The sequence below is a fragment of the Oleiagrimonas sp. C23AA genome (assembly GCF_011759385.1).
In the GTDB taxonomy this organism is placed as follows: domain Bacteria; phylum Pseudomonadota; class Gammaproteobacteria; order Xanthomonadales; family Rhodanobacteraceae; genus Oleiagrimonas.
In genome coordinates this window covers 1-14,804 of record NZ_JAARLY010000001.1, presented here as the reverse complement: position 1 = coordinate 14,804, position 14,804 = coordinate 1, and the positions used below count along the sequence as shown (strand labels likewise).

The 14,804-nt window shown below is 64.4% G+C and carries 16 protein-coding genes; 9 read left to right on the top strand and 7 right to left on the bottom strand.

All coding sequences use genetic code 11. The features are described from left to right. The first annotated feature begins 160 nt into the window (after positions 1–160). Positions 161–628 (top strand): DUF6491 family protein, encoded by a 468-nt coding sequence (locus HBF24_RS00080; protein WP_167167130.1) that lies wholly within the window; start codon positions 161–163, stop codon positions 626–628. 80 nt (positions 629–708) lie between these two features. On the opposite strand, the gene HBF24_RS00075 is transcribed toward HBF24_RS00080, so the two are convergent. The 3 genes from HBF24_RS00075 to HBF24_RS00065 all read right to left on the bottom strand — a co-directional run bounded on the left by HBF24_RS00075 (position 709) and on the right by HBF24_RS00065 (position 3,870). Further along, positions 709–1,149: a hypothetical protein gene (locus HBF24_RS00075; RefSeq protein ID WP_167167127.1), complete on the bottom strand. Its 441-nt coding sequence runs from the start codon at positions 1,147–1,149 to the stop codon at positions 709–711. 61 nt (positions 1,150–1,210) lie between these two features. Continuing rightward, a complete protein-coding gene (rlmKL, locus tag HBF24_RS00070; protein ID WP_167167124.1) occupies positions 1,211–3,337 on the bottom strand; it encodes a bifunctional 23S rRNA (guanine(2069)-N(7))-methyltransferase RlmK/23S rRNA (guanine(2445)-N(2))-methyltransferase RlmL in 2,127 nt (708 codons plus the stop codon). Then, on the bottom strand, positions 3,334–3,870 hold the full coding sequence (locus tag HBF24_RS00065) for an alpha/beta hydrolase (protein WP_240922017.1): 537 nt from the start codon (positions 3,868–3,870) through the stop codon (positions 3,334–3,336). Before HBF24_RS00065 ends, rlmKL begins: the two co-directional genes overlap by 4 nt. A gap of 89 nt (positions 3,871–3,959) precedes the next feature. On the opposite strand from HBF24_RS00065, the gene HBF24_RS00060 reads away from it, so the two are divergent. The 6 genes from HBF24_RS00060 (at position 3,960) to HBF24_RS00035 (ending at position 9,075) form a co-directional block, all read left to right on the top strand. Then, complete coding sequence (locus tag HBF24_RS00060) at positions 3,960–4,520, top strand: N-acetylmuramoyl-L-alanine amidase (RefSeq protein ID WP_167167121.1); 561 nt, start codon at positions 3,960–3,962, stop codon at positions 4,518–4,520. Between the two features lie 138 nt (positions 4,521–4,658). Continuing rightward, a complete protein-coding gene (gene tesB, locus HBF24_RS00055; RefSeq protein WP_206064105.1) occupies positions 4,659–5,543 on the top strand; it encodes an acyl-CoA thioesterase II in 885 nt (294 codons plus the stop codon). 15 nt (positions 5,544–5,558) lie between these two features. Then, the gene (locus HBF24_RS00050) at positions 5,559–5,966 is read left to right on the top strand and encodes a hypothetical protein (protein WP_167167115.1); all 408 of its coding nucleotides are present in this window, start codon (positions 5,559–5,561) and stop codon (positions 5,964–5,966) included. Between the two features lie 5 nt (positions 5,967–5,971). Further along, positions 5,972–6,583, top strand: a complete 612-nt coding sequence (locus HBF24_RS00045) for a biliverdin-producing heme oxygenase (RefSeq protein WP_167167112.1) — start codon at positions 5,972–5,974, stop codon at positions 6,581–6,583. Beyond that, positions 6,576–8,477 carry a GAF domain-containing protein gene (locus tag HBF24_RS00040; protein WP_167167109.1) on the top strand — a complete coding sequence of 634 codons (1,902 nt, stop codon included), beginning with the start codon at positions 6,576–6,578 and terminating at the stop codon, positions 8,475–8,477. Before HBF24_RS00045 ends, HBF24_RS00040 begins: the two co-directional genes overlap by 8 nt. Then, positions 8,467–9,075 carry a DNA-3-methyladenine glycosylase I gene (locus HBF24_RS00035; protein WP_343162674.1) on the top strand — a complete coding sequence of 203 codons (609 nt, stop codon included), beginning with the start codon at positions 8,467–8,469 and terminating at the stop codon, positions 9,073–9,075. Before HBF24_RS00040 ends, HBF24_RS00035 begins: the two co-directional genes overlap by 11 nt. A gap of 24 nt (positions 9,076–9,099) precedes the next feature. Here HBF24_RS00035 and HBF24_RS00030 read toward each other — a convergent pair whose 3' ends face one another. Then, positions 9,100–9,801 carry an N-acetylmuramoyl-L-alanine amidase gene (locus HBF24_RS00030; protein ID WP_167167103.1) on the bottom strand — a complete coding sequence of 234 codons (702 nt, stop codon included), beginning with the start codon at positions 9,799–9,801 and terminating at the stop codon, positions 9,100–9,102. On the opposite strand from HBF24_RS00030, the gene HBF24_RS00025 reads away from it, so the two are divergent. Next, positions 9,791–10,207 (top strand): hypothetical protein, encoded by a 417-nt coding sequence (locus HBF24_RS00025; RefSeq protein ID WP_167167088.1) that lies wholly within the window; start codon positions 9,791–9,793, stop codon positions 10,205–10,207. The two genes, HBF24_RS00030 and HBF24_RS00025, sit on opposite strands and share 11 nt — an antisense overlap. Before the next feature lie 249 nt (positions 10,208–10,456). Here HBF24_RS00025 and HBF24_RS00020 read toward each other — a convergent pair whose 3' ends face one another. Next, positions 10,457–10,996, bottom strand: a complete 540-nt coding sequence (locus tag HBF24_RS00020; protein WP_167167101.1) for a peroxiredoxin — start codon at positions 10,994–10,996, stop codon at positions 10,457–10,459. 240 nt (positions 10,997–11,236) lie between these two features. On the opposite strand from HBF24_RS00020, the gene HBF24_RS00015 reads away from it, so the two are divergent. Continuing rightward, entirely contained in the window at positions 11,237–12,286 is a 1,050-nt protein-coding gene (locus HBF24_RS00015) for a MerR family transcriptional regulator (protein ID WP_167167098.1), read from the top strand. Positions 12,287–12,345: 59 nt separating this feature from the next. Here HBF24_RS00015 and HBF24_RS00010 read toward each other — a convergent pair whose 3' ends face one another. Together HBF24_RS00010 and HBF24_RS00005 are read right to left on the bottom strand one after the other, a co-directional pair. Beyond that, positions 12,346–13,329: a malate dehydrogenase gene (locus HBF24_RS00010; RefSeq protein ID WP_167167095.1), complete on the bottom strand. Its 984-nt coding sequence runs from the start codon at positions 13,327–13,329 to the stop codon at positions 12,346–12,348. Positions 13,330–13,426: 97 nt separating this feature from the next. Beyond that, positions 13,427–14,626 carry an aminotransferase class I/II-fold pyridoxal phosphate-dependent enzyme gene (locus tag HBF24_RS00005; RefSeq protein WP_167167093.1) on the bottom strand — a complete coding sequence of 400 codons (1,200 nt, stop codon included), beginning with the start codon at positions 14,624–14,626 and terminating at the stop codon, positions 13,427–13,429. Positions 14,627–14,804: the final 178 nt, after the last annotated feature.

Sequence of the window (14,804 nt, the reverse complement as noted above, 5' to 3'; positions counted from 1 at the left end):
GTGTGGCGCACCCCACGTGCGGGTTTGACCCTAGCAGGTCCGCCATAACCGGGGCCATCCCGGGGGCGGGTGGCCTCAGGCGACGTTCACTGTCCGGGTCAACGCTTCTGCCACGCTATGCGTTGCATCATGGCAACGTCCCAAGCCGGTGAGGTGCCCCATGAACACCACTCGCACACTGATCCGCCTGGCGCTGGCTGGCGCATTGAGCCTGCCGTTGCTGGGCTTGGCCAAACCACCACCGCCGATGCCGCAGCAGCCGATGCGACCGATGACCCGCTGCATGGACCTGACACGCATCAACGACTGGCACGTCATTGATGATCACACCATGACCGTGGCTAATGGTCCGCGCTATTTCCTCATCAAGACGCGGTATGCCTGTCCACGACTGGGTCATCAGGGCGGTGGCCTGATGTTCCGGCCGTCCGAGGACAAGCGGGCCATCGATCTGCCACGCATCTGCGGTGATGTCGGCGACGAGGTGGCCTCTCGCGACCAGCCGCCCTGTGCCATCGCCTCGGTCAAGCCCATCAGCAAAGCCGAGTATCAACGTCTGAGCGCTCATGCCAGGCGCGACGGTTCGGGCGCCAGGCAAATGCAGCCAGTGCCGCCCCACGATCATTAGGGAGATGATCGCTTCACCAGTAAAAAGCCCGGTCGAAACGACCGGGCTTTTTATATGACGTGCCTTGGTGAAGGCGACCATCAGTCGCCGTCGCGCCAACCATCATCCCGGATATAACGCGTGCCATGATCGTCATAGACGCGCGTGGTTTCGACCACACGCCGACGCTCAACCACCACTGGCGCATCTTCGTAAACCACGGTGCGCGGCGCCCGGCTGTAGACCACCGTGGACGAGCCGTCGTAATACGGCGCATATCCATTGTCGTAATAGGTGGTGGTACGCGGCGTGGTGGCATCGATCACCAGACTGGTCAGCGCACCGGCCACGATGGCGCCGGCAATCCAGCGTCCAGCGCGGTCGTAGTGACCGTGATAGTGACGGTAATGGCCATGATAACCGTGGTACCCGCCATGCCAACCACCACGATAGCCATGTCCATGTGCGAACGCCGCCGGCGCCAAGGCCAGTGAAGCGGCAGCAGCCAGCGACACAAGCGTTTTCAGGTTGGGCAGTTTCATGGCAATACCTCCATCTTTTCACGAACTCTATACATCGAGCCATGAATTTGAACTGAAGAGTTTATGAATGCAGCCGCAGCAGCCAGCAGCCGTGGATGTCCGGTCGCCGCGCGAAATCGAACGGGATGCTCGGCCCGCTCCAGTCCTCGATGGCGAAGGCTTTTTCCAGTGCCTGGCGATCGAGCTTGAAACGACGGAAGTTGTTGGAGAACACGATCACGCCGTCGGCCGTCAGACGCTCGGCGCAGGCCTCGAGCAGGCGCACGTGATCGCGCTGCACGTCGAAATCCTCGGCGCGCTTGGAATTGGAAAACGTCGGCGGATCGACGTAGATCAGGCCGTACCTGGAGCGATCGGCGGCCAGATAGGCCATGGCGTCGGACTGGACCAGACGGTGCGCACGGCCACTGAAGCCATTCAGCGCCAGATTCTTCGAGGCCCAGTCCAGATAAGTGGCCGACAAGTCCACGCTCACCGTCTCGCTGGCACCGCCGGCTGCGGCGTACACGCTGGCCGTGGCGGTGTAGGCAAACAGGTTGAGAAAACGCTGGCCGCAGGCCAGTTCGCGCAGTTTGGCGCGCACCAGGCGGTGGTCCAGGAACAGCCCGGTATCCAGGTAGTCGGTGAGATTGACCAGGAACGCCAGGCCGCCTTCATGCACTTCGATGAACTGGCCGCGCTCGTCCATCTGGCCGTATTTGGAGCCACCCTTGCCGCGACGGCGTTGCTTGACTGCAATACGTTCGCGCGGAACCTCCAGCACCTCACCGGCCACGCGCACCGCCTCGCGCAGGCGATCGCGCGCCTCGTGCTCGGGCACGCTGGCCGGAGCGCGGTATTCCTGCACGTGCAGCCAGTCCTCGTAGACGTCGATGGCCACCGCGTAATCGGGCAGATCCTGGTCGTAGGCGCGATAACAGCTGATTTCTTCGCGCTTCAAGCGCTTGCGCAGGTGACGCACATTCTTGGCCAGACGGTTTTTCAGCGCCTCGCCACTGGCCGAGAGCGGCTTTTGCGGACGCGGCGCCAACGCCTTTTCCGATAGATCGAACACCAGCAGCGGCGTTTCCAGCGCGCCGTTGTAAAGCTTGTAACGCTTGGCCGCGCGCAGGCCGGTGGCATGACCTAAGTCATCATCGCCGGCCAGAATGGCCACCTGCCAGCCGACAAAACGCGTTTTCAGCGCCTCGCCAAAAGCGCGGTACAAGGTCGGCAGCTGGCTGCGCTCGCCCAGGCGCTCACCGTAAGGCGGGTTGGTGATCACCAGACCCGGCGCGGCATCTTCGGGCGGCGCGGCGTGAATGGCGTCACGCTTGTCCAGGCGCACGAAACCGGCCACGCCGGCGGCCTGCAGGTTGCGCTTGGCGATGGTGATCATGTGCGGATCGGCGTCGGAACCGAAAAAGCGCGCCTCCAGCGAACGCAGGCCTTCGTCGGCGCGAGCCTGCGCTTCGTCCAGCAAGCGCTGCCACAGCGCGTGGTCGTGACCGCGCCAGGTAAGAAAGCCGAAATGCTCACGATGCAGCGCCGGGGCCACATCGGCCGCCATCAGCGCACCTTCGATCAGCAGGCTGCCCGAACCGCACATCGGGTCCAGCAAGCTGCCGCCCTTGGCGTGAATGGCCGGCCAGCCGGCGCGCAACAGCATGGCCGCGGCCAGGTTTTCCTTCAGCGGCGCCTCGCCCTGCGCCACACGCCAGCCGCGCCGGTGCAGCGGTTCGCCGGCAAGGTCCAGCGACAGCGTGGCGCGGTTTTTCTTCAAGTGCAGATTAAGCCGCACGTCCGGCTGCTCGGTGTCGATATCCGGGCGCTGACCCGAACGCTGGCGGCACTGGTCGACCACCGCATCCTTCACCTTGAGCGCGATGAAGCCCGAATGATTGAGCTCGCTCTGCGCGCAGGTGGCATCGACCGCCAGCGTGCCGTCATCGTGCATGTGCGCGGAAAAATCCACCGCCGCCACGCCCTCGTACAAGGCCTCGGCATCGGCGGCATCGAAGCTGGCCAGCGGCAACAGCACGCGGCTGGCCAGACGCGACCACAGGCAGGCGCGGTAGGCCGTTTCCAGTGCGCCGGAAAAATGCACGCCGGCCAGCGCCTCGCGCACATCCTCGGCGCCCAGCGCGACCAGCTCGTCGCGCAACAGGTATTCCAGGCCCTTCGGGCAAGTGGCGAAAAAGCGCATCACGACGAAAGGTGCTCCAGAAACAGACGAAATTGGCGGGCGATGGTATCCACATGCTCGGCCAGGCGATGGCCATCGGCCAGCAACTGTGTGTGCATGTGACGCTCGCGCGCGAAGCCCACCGCGGCATCGGCCGGACACAACTCGTCGGCAAAGCCGTGCATCAGCATGGCCGGTACATCGGCCATGTCAAAGCGCTGCGCCACACCGGGAATGGTGATCGGCAGGGCCAGCAGAAACAGCGCCCGACATGGTGCCTGCAACGAGGCCAGCCCGGAGACGAAGGCGCCCATGCTGGAGCCGACCAGAATCGGCGGCTGCGGGGCGGCCTTGATGCGCTGGACCAGCAGCGCCACGCGGGGCGGCACCGCACCGGCGTAACCCAGTGCATCGGCCTCACGGTAATCGGGGCGCTCGGTGCTGTATCCCAGCGACTGGGCGACCTCGGCCAGCACGCTGACCTTGGTCGCCTGCGGCCCGGAATCGGAACCGTGCGAAAGAATGACGTGGCCTGGCATGGCAGTCTCGGCAAACATGTTGAATATCAAGGGCGCGCATCGTACCAGTTGTCGGCGCACGCCGAGCGCATGCGCGCTTCCCGCCGGCTCGTGCCACACTCGCGGTCATGGGCGATTTCTCCATCCACGAACAGCCACTGCCGTATGCCGACCGGCTCGATACGCGCACCAGTGCCGACATCGATCTGGTGGTGATCCACTGCACCGAGCTGCCCGATCTGGCCGAGGCCCGGCGTTACGGCGAGCAAGTGCTGTATGACAGCGGCACCGGCAACAGCGGCCATTACTACATCGACCGCGACGGCCGCACCGTGCGCTACGTGCCCGATACGCGCATCGCGCACCACGTGCGCGGCTACAACGCACGCGCCATCGGCATTGAGCTGGTCAATACCGGGCGTTACCCGCACTGGCTGGCCGCCGACCACCAGGCCATGGATGAGACCTACACCGACGCCCAGCTCGATGCGCTGCGTGCATTGCTGGTGTACCTGAAAGCCGAACACCCGACGCTGACGAACATCGCCGGGCACGAGGACCTGGATACCCAATCCGTGCCGGCCAGCGACAATCCCCACGTGCAGGTGCGCCGCAAGCGCGATCCTGGCCCGCGATTTCCCTGGCCCGAAGTGCTGGCAGGCTGCCCGCTGGCACGCTTGCCCGAGTGAGCTCTCAAGACACCCGGAAGTCGCCCTCTGCTGGCATGGCTGGCATTCCTTAATGGAAGCCCTCAAACAGCACTAAACCTGCGCTAACGCCCTGATTTTCGTCACCTCACCGGCTATACTGGTTGACCGATTATCTGGATGGAAGCGATGAGCGAAGACCACGTCGCCGAGCTGGTGGAATTGCTCGGACTCGAGCGCCTGGAAGACAACCTGTTCCGCGGCCAGAGCCGCGACATCGGCACCCGCTACGTGTTCGGCGGCCAGGTGCTGGGCCAGGCCCTGTCGGCGGCGCAGCAGACCGTGCCATCCGATCGCCAGGCGCATTCGCTGCACGGCTACTTCCTGCGTGCCGGCGACATCGACGCGCCCATCGTGTACTCGGTGGAGCGCGCGCGCGACGGGCGCAGCTTCTCCTCGCGCCGCGTGGTGGCCATCCAGCACGGCCAGCCGATTCTCAACTGCGCGGTGTCGTTCCAGATCGAGGAAGACGGCTTCGAGCACCAGTCGAGCATGCCCGAGGTGCCGGCGCCGGAAGACATCGAGCCGCAACCGCACATGCCCGACGAGGAACTGGCCAAGCTGCCGATCAAGCTGCAGCGCTGGCTCGGCCACGACAGTCCGTTCGAGTTTCGCCAGGTCTGGCCGCGCGATGAGCTGAACCCGACCAAGCGCCCGCCCTATCAGCACATCTGGCTGCGCCTGCGCGCGCCGGTGCCCAACTCGCCGGTGCTGCAGCGCGCGCTGCTGGCCTATGCCTCGGATTTTCACCTGATCGGCACCATCACCCTGCCGCACGGCATTTCCTACCTCAGCCAGAACGTGCAGATGGCCAGCCTGGATCACGCCATGTGGTTCCATCGCCCGTTCCGCATCGACGACTGGCTGCTGTACACCTTCGACAGCCCCACCGCCCAGGGCGCCCGCGGCCTGGCCCGCGGCACCATCTATTCGCGCGACGGCCGCCTGGTGGCGTCCACCGCGCAGGAGGGGCTGGTGCGGCTGCGCGATGAGCAAGGCGACTGAGGTAAGCTAGTCAGCATGCGTCAGATCTACACCTCTCCCCGTCACGCCAACATCGACCGCGTGGTCGCGTTGATGAACGAGCACGGCATCGAAACCTCGGTGGCCAACCGTGCCGTCTACCGGCGCCAGAGCTACAACCGTTTCAGCTACAACGCGGCCTGGGACAGCCGCAGCGACTGGCCGGTGGTGGAGGTGGTCAAGGCCGCCGACCTGACCCCGGCGCGCAAGCTGCTGAAGGAAATCGGCATCGAGCCGGCCACGCGCCACGCTGAAATCCTGGAGGCGATGCGCCTTCGCGAACAGGGCGTGGTCAGCCCGGCCGACAAGCGCCGCTCGGTGGTGCGCCGGGCCCGAACCATCGTCTTTGTGGCCGTCCTCGCCGCACTGGTGGTGATGGGCCTGAAAGCCATGCAGATATTCTGAGCGCGGTGCCTGCCACCGCCGAAACACCCAAGTCCACCGACACCGGAGACAGCGCCGCCCTGGCGCTGCGCGTGGCCACACGCGAGGCCCACCAGAACGCCGAACGCACGCCGCCCATGCAGGCTCTGAGCGAAGGGCAGCTGGATCGCGCCGGCTATCACGCGCTGCTGCGCGCGCAGTGGCCGATCTTCCTTCACTTCGAGCAGGCCGCCCGCCGCTGGCTGGACGATGACGTGCCCGCCGCCGGCTGGCATTACCGCTCGCGCTTGCCGGCGCTGGCCGCCGATCTGGGCGACAGGCCGGACATGGCGCCGCTGGTGCCGAGGCTTCCCACACACGATGCCGACGCTTGCTGGGGCATGCTATACGTGGTGGAAGGTTCCACCCTGGGTGCGCGCCTGCTGAGCAGGCAACTGGCCGCACTGTTGGGCGGACACTCCGATGATTTTCGCTTCTACACACTGGGCGAAGACGAGCCGGCCCGCTGGCCCGCCTTCCGACGTGTGCTGGATGCACAATTGACCGCCCCGCAACAGCGCGCGCGCGCCATTGAAGGCGCACACGCCATGTTTGCGGCATTCCATTACCAGTTTAGACATTGGCAGGCCCATGGCTGACCCGCTTTCCAACGCCCCCGACCTGAGCTCGTGCGAGCGCGAGCCGATCCACATTCCGGGTGCGGTACAGCCACATGGCGTGTTGCTGGTGGTCGACGCGAGCGACCGGCGCATCCTGCAGGTCAGCGGCACCGCCAAACCGATACTCGAGCGCGAACCGACCGAGCTGCTGGGCCAGCCGCTGGACAGCGTGCTGACGTTGCCCGATACGCTGGCGCTGGATGACGACAGCGAGCGCCCGCTGCATCTGCCGTTCATACCGGTCAGTTTGCCCACACGCAGCCAGACCGTGCGCTCGCCGTGGTGCGCGGCGCTGCATCTTTACGACACGCGCTGGCTGATCGAGATCGAGCCCAACGCGCATCCCGGGCGCGATGACGGGCCGCGCAATGCCTATCCGCTGCTGCGCAAGATCGAGCAGGACGCCAGTATCGAGCACGCCGCCGCGCGCGCGGCCAAGGGCATCCGCCAGCTGCTCGGTTACGACCGCGTGATGATCTACCGTTTCGACTCGGACTGGAATGGCGAAGTGATCGCCGAGGCGCATGCCGATCGTCTGGAACCGTTTTTGGGCCTGCACTATCCGGCCACCGACATTCCCGCCCAGGCGCGCGCGCTGTATGTGCGCAACCGGGTGCGTCAGATCAGCGATGTGCAGTACACGCCTTCGCCCCTGATGCCGCCCACCGACCCGGAAACCAATGCCGCCACCGACTTGAGCGACGTCTCGTTGCGCAGCGTCTCGCGCGTGCATCTGGAATACTTGGGCAACATGGGCGTCAGCGCCACGCTGGTCGCTTCCATCGTGGTCAACGACAAGCTGTGGGGCCTGATCGCCTGTCATCACTACATGCCACTGTTTGCCGACCACACCATGCGCGAGGCCGCCGACGCGGTGGCACGCAGCCTGGCACTGCGCATCGGCGCGCTGGAAGAGCGCAACAAGGTAACGCTGGAAAGTGCCCTGCTCACCGTGCGCGAAAAACTGATCACCGCCTTCAGCGAGAGCGACCGCATCAGCGCCGATCTGCTGATGGCTTCGGCGCCGGAGCTGCTGGATGCGGTCGATGCCGATGGCGTGGCCATCTATGACGGCGACCACGTGGTCAGCCACGGCCGCACGCCCGATCACGAGCAACTGCTGCGCATCCGCGATGCGATCGAGCGCTCGCGGGCCGACGTCAGCTCCGACATCGCCGGCGTGCTGCACACCGACGCCCTGGGTGAGCGACTGCCGGAACTGGCCGATGTCACCGAACTGGCCGCCGGCATCATCTTCATGCCGCTGCGCAGTGACAGCCACGCCGCCCTGCTGTGGACTCGCCGCGAGCAGATCCGCGACGTGCGCTGGGGTGGCAACCCGCACCTTTCCAAATTGCAGGAAATTCCCGGCGCCCGCCTGTCGCCGCGCAAGAGCTTCGATGCCTGGCAGGAAGAAGTTCGCGGCCGCTCGCGGCCCTGGGATCGCCAGCATCTGGAATCGGCGCGGGCACTGCGCGTGCTGATCGAGGTGATGGAACGCAAGCACCACCAGAACGATGCCGGCGTGCTGCGCGCCTCGCTGTCGCGCCTGCAGGATGCGGTGCTGATCGTCGAGGCCGCGCCGGGCGCGATATGGCCGGACATGCCCATTTCCTTCGTCAATGCCGCCTTCACCCGGCTGACCGGGCTGGACGAGCACGAGGTGATCGGCCACCTGTTTTCGCGCTTCGTGCAGGTGCCGGACGAAGCTTCCGACGGCGACACGCACGAAGCCGGCCAGGTGCTGCACATCGATGTCACGGTGCATACCGCCATGTCCGGTGACTTGAGCGTGGTCATGGAACTGGAGCCGGTACCCGGCGAAGATGGAGGCATCTCCCACTACCTGGCCCTGCTGCGCCGTGAGCACTGAGTCCGACACCAGCCGCCTGCATCGTTGTCCGTGGGCGCAGAGCGACCCGCTGCTGCGCGACTATCACGACACCGAATGGGGCGTGCCGGTACGCGACAGCCGCGCGCTATGGGAAAAGCTGATGCTGGACGGCTTTCAGGCTGGGCTGTCATGGCTGACGGTGCTGAAAAAGCGCGAAGCCTTTCGCGACGCCTTCGCCGGTTTCGAGCCGGTGCGCGTGGCGCAATTTGACGAGCGCGACGTGCAGCGCCTGCTGGCCAATCCCGGCATCATCCGCTCACGCTCGAAGATCGAGGCCACCATCGGCAATGCGCGCGCGTATCTGGCCATGCAGGCCGACGGCGAGGATTTTGCCACCTTCTGCTGGCGTCACGCCATGCGCGTGCGCGAACGCTCGCCACTGACCGATCCGTCGCAGACGCCGACGCAGTCACCGGCCTCCGAGCAGCTTTCACGCACCCTGAAAAAGCGCGGCTTTCGCTTCGTTGGCCCGGTGATCGTATATGCCTGGATGCAGGCCACCGGCATGATCAACGATCACCTGCAAACCTGCTTCCGGCACGACGAGGTTTCACGCCTGCGCCAGCACGTGAGCTGACGCAGATGCACTGCGGCCGGCCGATTACGCGGCGCGATAGGCCAGCGGATACTTGTCGAAATACTGCTTGATGCCGCTGGTCAGCGATTCGGCCAGCGCCTGCTGGTGGTGATCGGTGTGCAGCAGACGGCAATCGTCGCGATTGCTCATGAAACCGGTTTCGACCAGTACCGACGGAATGTCCGGCGACTTGAGCACGGCGAAGGCGGCGTGGTCGACACGGTGCTGGTGGATGCGCGAGGTGCGCTTGAGATCGGACAGCAGCAGCTTGCCCAGGTCCTGGCTGTAGCGCTTGGTGGTGCGCATGGACATGTCCACCAGCACCTCGGACAGGCGCTTGTCGTGCGAGTACAGCGCACTGTCGCGCAGCGAATCGTAGCGGTCGGCGCTGTTCTCGCTCTCGGCCAGGAATCGCGCCATCGCCGAACTGGCACCATGCTCGGACAGCACATAGACCGAGGCGCCGCGGGCGCTGCGATTGGGCGCGGCGTCAGCGTGAATGGACACGAACATGTCCGCCTTGTTCTGGTGCGCCAGCAGCACGCGTTCGCGCAGGGCAATGAAAGTGTCGTCGTCGCGCGTCATCACCGGCTGGAACTGCGGCATGGCGTCGAGCAGGCCGTACAGCTTGTGCGCGATGGTGAAGGCCACATACTTCTCGTACTGATCGCCGGCACTGACCGCGCCAGGATCCTTGCCGCCGTGACCCGGATCGATGGAAATCACCGCCGGACGACGCGTCGTGGTGGGTTTGCACCGGCGTCGATGCCACCTGGCTGGCCGGAATCGCCGCCGCCGGCGTATGCGGCAGGTTGATCACCAGCTGACGTTGACCGGCGTGCGCGCCATCGAGCAGGAACGACTGCGGCGTCACCGCCTTGCGCATATCCAGCACCAGCCGCATGCCATTGCCGTGACGGCCATGGCGGATGCCCGCAATCGGCGTGCCGGAAAAATCCATGTGCTCGACCGGCAGGTGCGGCACCACGCCATCCAGATCAATCACCACGCGCGGCGGATTGTCCAGCGTGAACACCTGATAGGACACATCGCCGAACAGATCCAGCACCAGGCTGGTGGCATCGGCCTGCTTGCTGACGCGGTAGGCCTTCAGGCGTCTGGAGGTGGATAGCTCCGCAGCCATGCTCGCCGAGCATGGCAACAGCGATATCGCACCCAGCAACCCGAGAAACCCCCGACGGTTCATGTTCCTGTCCTGCAACAATTAGTACCGCAAGACAATAACATAGCTTTTTTAGTTAATGCATAACTTCAGGCTGAACCGTGAATCGGATCACAACAAGCCATGCCACGGTATGCGTCACGTTTAACGCAAGAAGCCCGGCGAACCGGGCTTCTTGGCAACAACTTGAAGACGTTTTTAGTGCTGAGCCGCCTTCCAGCGCTTGAGCGCTGCCAGGGTATTGGCGACGTGCTTGGCTGGATTGAGGTTGGTGTAGCTGTAGATCACCTTGCCGTTGGGCGCGATCACGTACGAGGTCCGGTTGGCGTACTGGTCGTGCCCTGGCAGCACCGCATCGTAGGACTTCATGATGTGCTGATCGGCATCGGAGGCCACGGCAAACTTGCTGCGGCACTCGCTGACGGAGAATTTCTTCAACGTGCCGATCTTGTCGGCCGAGACACCGATCACCGTCGCCCCCAGCGCCTTGTACTTGCTGGTGGCCGCGGCGAAGTCATGGGCCTCGATGGTGCAGCCCTTGGTGAAGGCGGCCGGATAGAAGTACAGCACCACCGGCCCTTTCTTGAGCGCGTTGGCCAGCGAATAGGAAAACACCTTGCCACCCAGTGAAGCCTGGGTCGTGAACATGGGCGCCTTGGCGCCATCGGGCAGCGAGGCCAGCGCCGGCAGGGCAACAAGCGCCATCAGGGCGGGAAGACAAAGTAACCAGCGTTTCATATGCATTTCTCCCAGGGTTGCGTGAGGTGTCAGGGTCGGCATGCCCCTGCGGCGAGCATACGCTTTTATCGGGCGGCGATGATCGTGCAAAAGCCACATGGTCTGCTACAGCTGGGCTATGGCGCACCATGGCGGCCATGCCATCCTTCACGGCGCTCAGCATGTCGGCAGATCGTGCTTGACCCTGACGCAACGTCAGGCCGTAGCGTGATCCCGTCCGAATCGATCGAGAGGTTGGCGATGCAACTGAAAGTAGGTGAACTGGCCCGGCGCAGCGGCCTGACCGTGCGCACCCTGCACCACTACCACCGCATTGGCCTGCTCGAGCCCTCGGCGCGCTCGGACGCCGGCTATCGGCTTTATACCCCCGGCGACGTGACGCGACTGTACCGCATCGTCGCACTGCGTCGGCTGGGCCTGTCGCTGACCGATATCGGCATCACCCTGTCCGATCCACGGACTTCGCCCGGCGCGGTTATCGAGCGTCAGATACAGGCGCTGGAAGCGAGTATGCAGCGCGACCGCCGCCTGCACCGGCAGCTATGCCACCTGCGCGAGCATATCGCGAACGGACAGCACCCTGACCCAGCTTTCTGGCTGGACACGCTGGAGTTGATGACTATGTATGAGAACTATTTTTCATCCGAAGAACTCGATGCCCTGCCCGTGCATACCGATCCGCGGATCAAGAGCGGCTGGGACGCGCTGATAGCCGAGGTACAAACGGCCATGGAACAGGGTCTACATCCCGGAGACGCCCAAGCGAATGCACTGGCGCTTCGCTGGATGCGTCAGGCCAGCCTGGGCACCGGCAACAACCCGGACTTTCTGATGCGCCTGCATGCCATCAATCAACGCGAGCCGCAGGCGCGTCGACGCAACGGCATCACACCTGCTCTGGAACGCTTCATCGAGAACGCCGTGGTGGCGGCGCGGCTGAATATCTTTTCGCGCTATCTGGACGAACACGAGATGGCGCGTATGCGCGAGCACTACGGCAAGCAAATGTACGCCTGGCCACCACTTATCTCGGCTCTGCTCAAGGCTCGCGACGCTGGTCTGCCAGCTAGTGATCCAACCGTGCAACAACTCGCGCGCCGCTGGATGGCGCTGTTTACCGCCTATGCCGGGCATGACCCGGCCACCCATGCCCGCATCCGTGAGGCCTATGCCGCCGAACCGGACCTTCGCAGCGGCTCGGCAGTGGACCAGCCGCTTCTTCTCTACGTGCGGGCCTCGCTGGAAAGCATGGGCCAAAGCGACAGCCCCGGCGCCAAGCCCGCCTGCTGACACAAAAAGGGCGGCCCGACGGGCCGCCCTTTTCGCTTGAAGCCAGTGTTGCGCCAGCCTTACTTGGCGAACAGATGCTCCACGGCACTGCGCTCTTCACGCAGCTCCTTGTCGGTGGCGTCCATGCGCTCACGCGAGAAGGTGTTCACGTCCAGATTCTGCACGATGGTGTACTTGCCATCCTTGCAGGTAACCGGGTAGCCGTAGATCACGCCCGGCTCGATGCCGTAGGAACCGTCGGCCGGAATGCCCATCGACACCCACTCGCCCTCGGCGGTGCCCAGCGCCCAGGAACGCATGTGGTCGATGGCGGCCGAGGCGGCCGAGGCGGCCGACGAGGCGCCACGCGCCTTGATGATGGCCGCACCGCGCTGCTGCACGGTCGGGATGAAATCGCTCTCGTACCAGGACTGATCGACCAGATCCAGCGCCTTCTTGCCGTCCACGGTGACGTGGTGCAGGTCCGGATACTGCGTGGAGCTGTGGTTGCCCCAGATGGTCATGTGCTTGATGTCGGTCGAGTGCTTGCCGGTCTTCTCGGCCAGCTGGCTCATGGCGCGGTTGTGGTCCAGGCGCACCATGGCGGTGAAGCACTTGGGATCCAGGTCCGGCGCGTTCTGCTGGGCGATCAGGGCATTGGTGTTGGCCGGGTTACCGACCACCAGCACCTTCACGTCACGCTTGGCGTGATCATTGATGGCCTTGCCCTGCGGGCCAAAGATGGCGCCATTGGCTTCCAGCAGGTCCTTGCGCTCCATGCCGGCGCCGCGCGGACGGGCCCCGACCAGCAGCGCGAAGTCCACATCCTTGAAGGCCACGTTCAGATCATCGGTGGCAACGATGTCCTGCACCAGCGGGAAGGCGCAGTCGTTGAGCTCCATCACCACGCCCTTGAGCGCGTCCAGAGCCGGGGTGATTTCCAGAAGGTGCAGGATGACCGGCTGGTCCTTGCCGAGCATGTCGCCGGAGGCGATGCGGAACAGCAGGGCGTAACCGATCTGGCCAGCGGCGCCGGTGACGGCAACACGAACAGGGGCTTTCATGGCGTGACTCCTTGGGATGGGAATGGGGATGGAGAACGAGGCCTCGGCATCAGATGACAGCGCGCCGCCATCCGCGGTTGCCGATGCCCTTGGCTTATCAGCTCAACTCGGCGAAAAATGCCTGGATACGCTCCAGACCGGGCTTGAGCTGCTCGGTCGGGCAGGTATAGGAAATACGGATGGCGCGCGGCTCACCGAAGGCCGAACCTGGTACGCAGGCCACATCCTTGGTGTCCAGCAGGGCGGCGCAAAGGTCGAGGTCATTCTCGATCTTGCGGCCGTTGTGCGACTTGCCAAAGGCGCAGGAAATATCCGGGAACGCATAGAAGGCGCCGCTGGGACGCGGGCAAGTAACCCCATCAATCGCAGCCAGCGCATCCAGTACCACTTCACGCTTTTGCGCAAGCTCGGCACACTTGGCCTGCGGCACATCCTGCGGGCCGGACAGCGCCGCGGCGCCGGCCGCTGACGCCACCTCGGGAATCGAGGTGATGTGGTTGGAATTGAGCACCAGGCAGGCATGCGCCACGTCCTTGGGACCGGCCATCAAACCCACACGCCAGCTCGGCATGCCATAGGTCTTGGACAGCGAGTCGATGAAGATCAGGCGCTCGGCCAGCTCTGGGCGGGCCTGCACGAAATTGTGGTAGCCCACGCCGTCGAAGATCATCTGGTTGTAGATGTCGTCGGTGACGATCCAGGTATCCGGATGCTTGGCCAGCACGTCGGCCAGCGCGGCAATCTCGTCCTTGGTGTAGACCATGCCGGTCGGATTGGACGGATTGTTGAACAGGAAAATCTTCGGCTTGCTGGCCAGTGCTTCGTCCAGCTGCTGCGGCGTCAGCTTGTAGTCCTGCTCGGGCGGACACGGCAGCAGCTTGATGCGCATGCCGAGCATCTCGGCGATGTCGACGTAGCTGGTCCAGTACGGCGTCGGAAAGGCGATCTCGTCGCCCTCGTCCATCAGCGCCTCGACCAGGTTGTAGAGAATGTGCTTGGCGCCGACAGCGATATTCACGTTTTCGCGCGTGTAGCCGGAAAGGCCCAGGCGCTCCATGTGGCCGAGGAAGGCGTCGATCAGCGCGGTATCGCCGCGGTTGGAGCCGTACTGCCCGGAGTCGTTGTCGATGGCCTTGTGCGCGGCCTCATAGACGTGCGGCCCCGGCAGGAAATTGGGTACACCAATGGAAAAGCTGATGATGTCGCGACCGTCCGCCTTGAGCTGGCGGGCCTGCTCGGCAATGGCAAGGATTGCGCTGGGCTTGGCGCGGCTCATGCGCTGGGCAAACTTCGGCATGGAGGCTTCTCGCATTCACGGATGACGGGAAAGCGGAAATTTTATCACAGCCGCCCAACGGCGCCGTTTGTATCGATGCGCCTTAAAAAAAGGCGACCCGATGAACTGACCCCCAGAAGTTGGACATCGATCCAACCTCTGGGGGTTTTTCATGTCCAAATACGACACCAAGTTCAAG

Bases quoted from the DNA above. Each gene is read 5' to 3' on its own strand.
- HBF24_RS00080 (WP_167167130.1), top strand. From the start codon at position 161: ATGAACACCACTCGCACACTGATCCGCCTGGCGCTGGCTGGCGCATTG.
- HBF24_RS00075 (WP_167167127.1), bottom strand. From the start codon at position 1,149: ATGAAACTGCCCAACCTGAAAACGCTTGTGTCGCTGGCTGCTGCCGCT.
- HBF24_RS00065 (WP_240922017.1), bottom strand. From the start codon at position 3,870: ATGTTTGCCGAGACTGCCATGCCAGGCCACGTCATTCTTTCGCACGGT.
- HBF24_RS00060 (WP_167167121.1), top strand. From the start codon at position 3,960: ATGGGCGATTTCTCCATCCACGAACAGCCACTGCCGTATGCCGACCGG.
- tesB (WP_206064105.1), top strand. From the start codon at position 4,659: ATGGAAGCGATGAGCGAAGACCACGTCGCCGAGCTGGTGGAATTGCTC.
- HBF24_RS00050 (WP_167167115.1), top strand. From the start codon at position 5,559: ATGCGTCAGATCTACACCTCTCCCCGTCACGCCAACATCGACCGCGTG.
- HBF24_RS00040 (WP_167167109.1), top strand. From the start codon at position 6,576: ATGGCTGACCCGCTTTCCAACGCCCCCGACCTGAGCTCGTGCGAGCGC.
- HBF24_RS00025 (WP_167167088.1), top strand. From the start codon at position 9,791: ATGGAAATCACCGCCGGACGACGCGTCGTGGTGGGTTTGCACCGGCGT.
- HBF24_RS00020 (WP_167167101.1), bottom strand. From the start codon at position 10,996: ATGAAACGCTGGTTACTTTGTCTTCCCGCCCTGATGGCGCTTGTTGCC.
- HBF24_RS00015 (WP_167167098.1), top strand. From the start codon at position 11,237: ATGCAACTGAAAGTAGGTGAACTGGCCCGGCGCAGCGGCCTGACCGTG.
- HBF24_RS00010 (WP_167167095.1), bottom strand. From the start codon at position 13,329: ATGAAAGCCCCTGTTCGTGTTGCCGTCACCGGCGCCGCTGGCCAGATC.
- HBF24_RS00005 (WP_167167093.1), bottom strand. From the start codon at position 14,626: ATGCCGAAGTTTGCCCAGCGCATGAGCCGCGCCAAGCCCAGCGCAATC.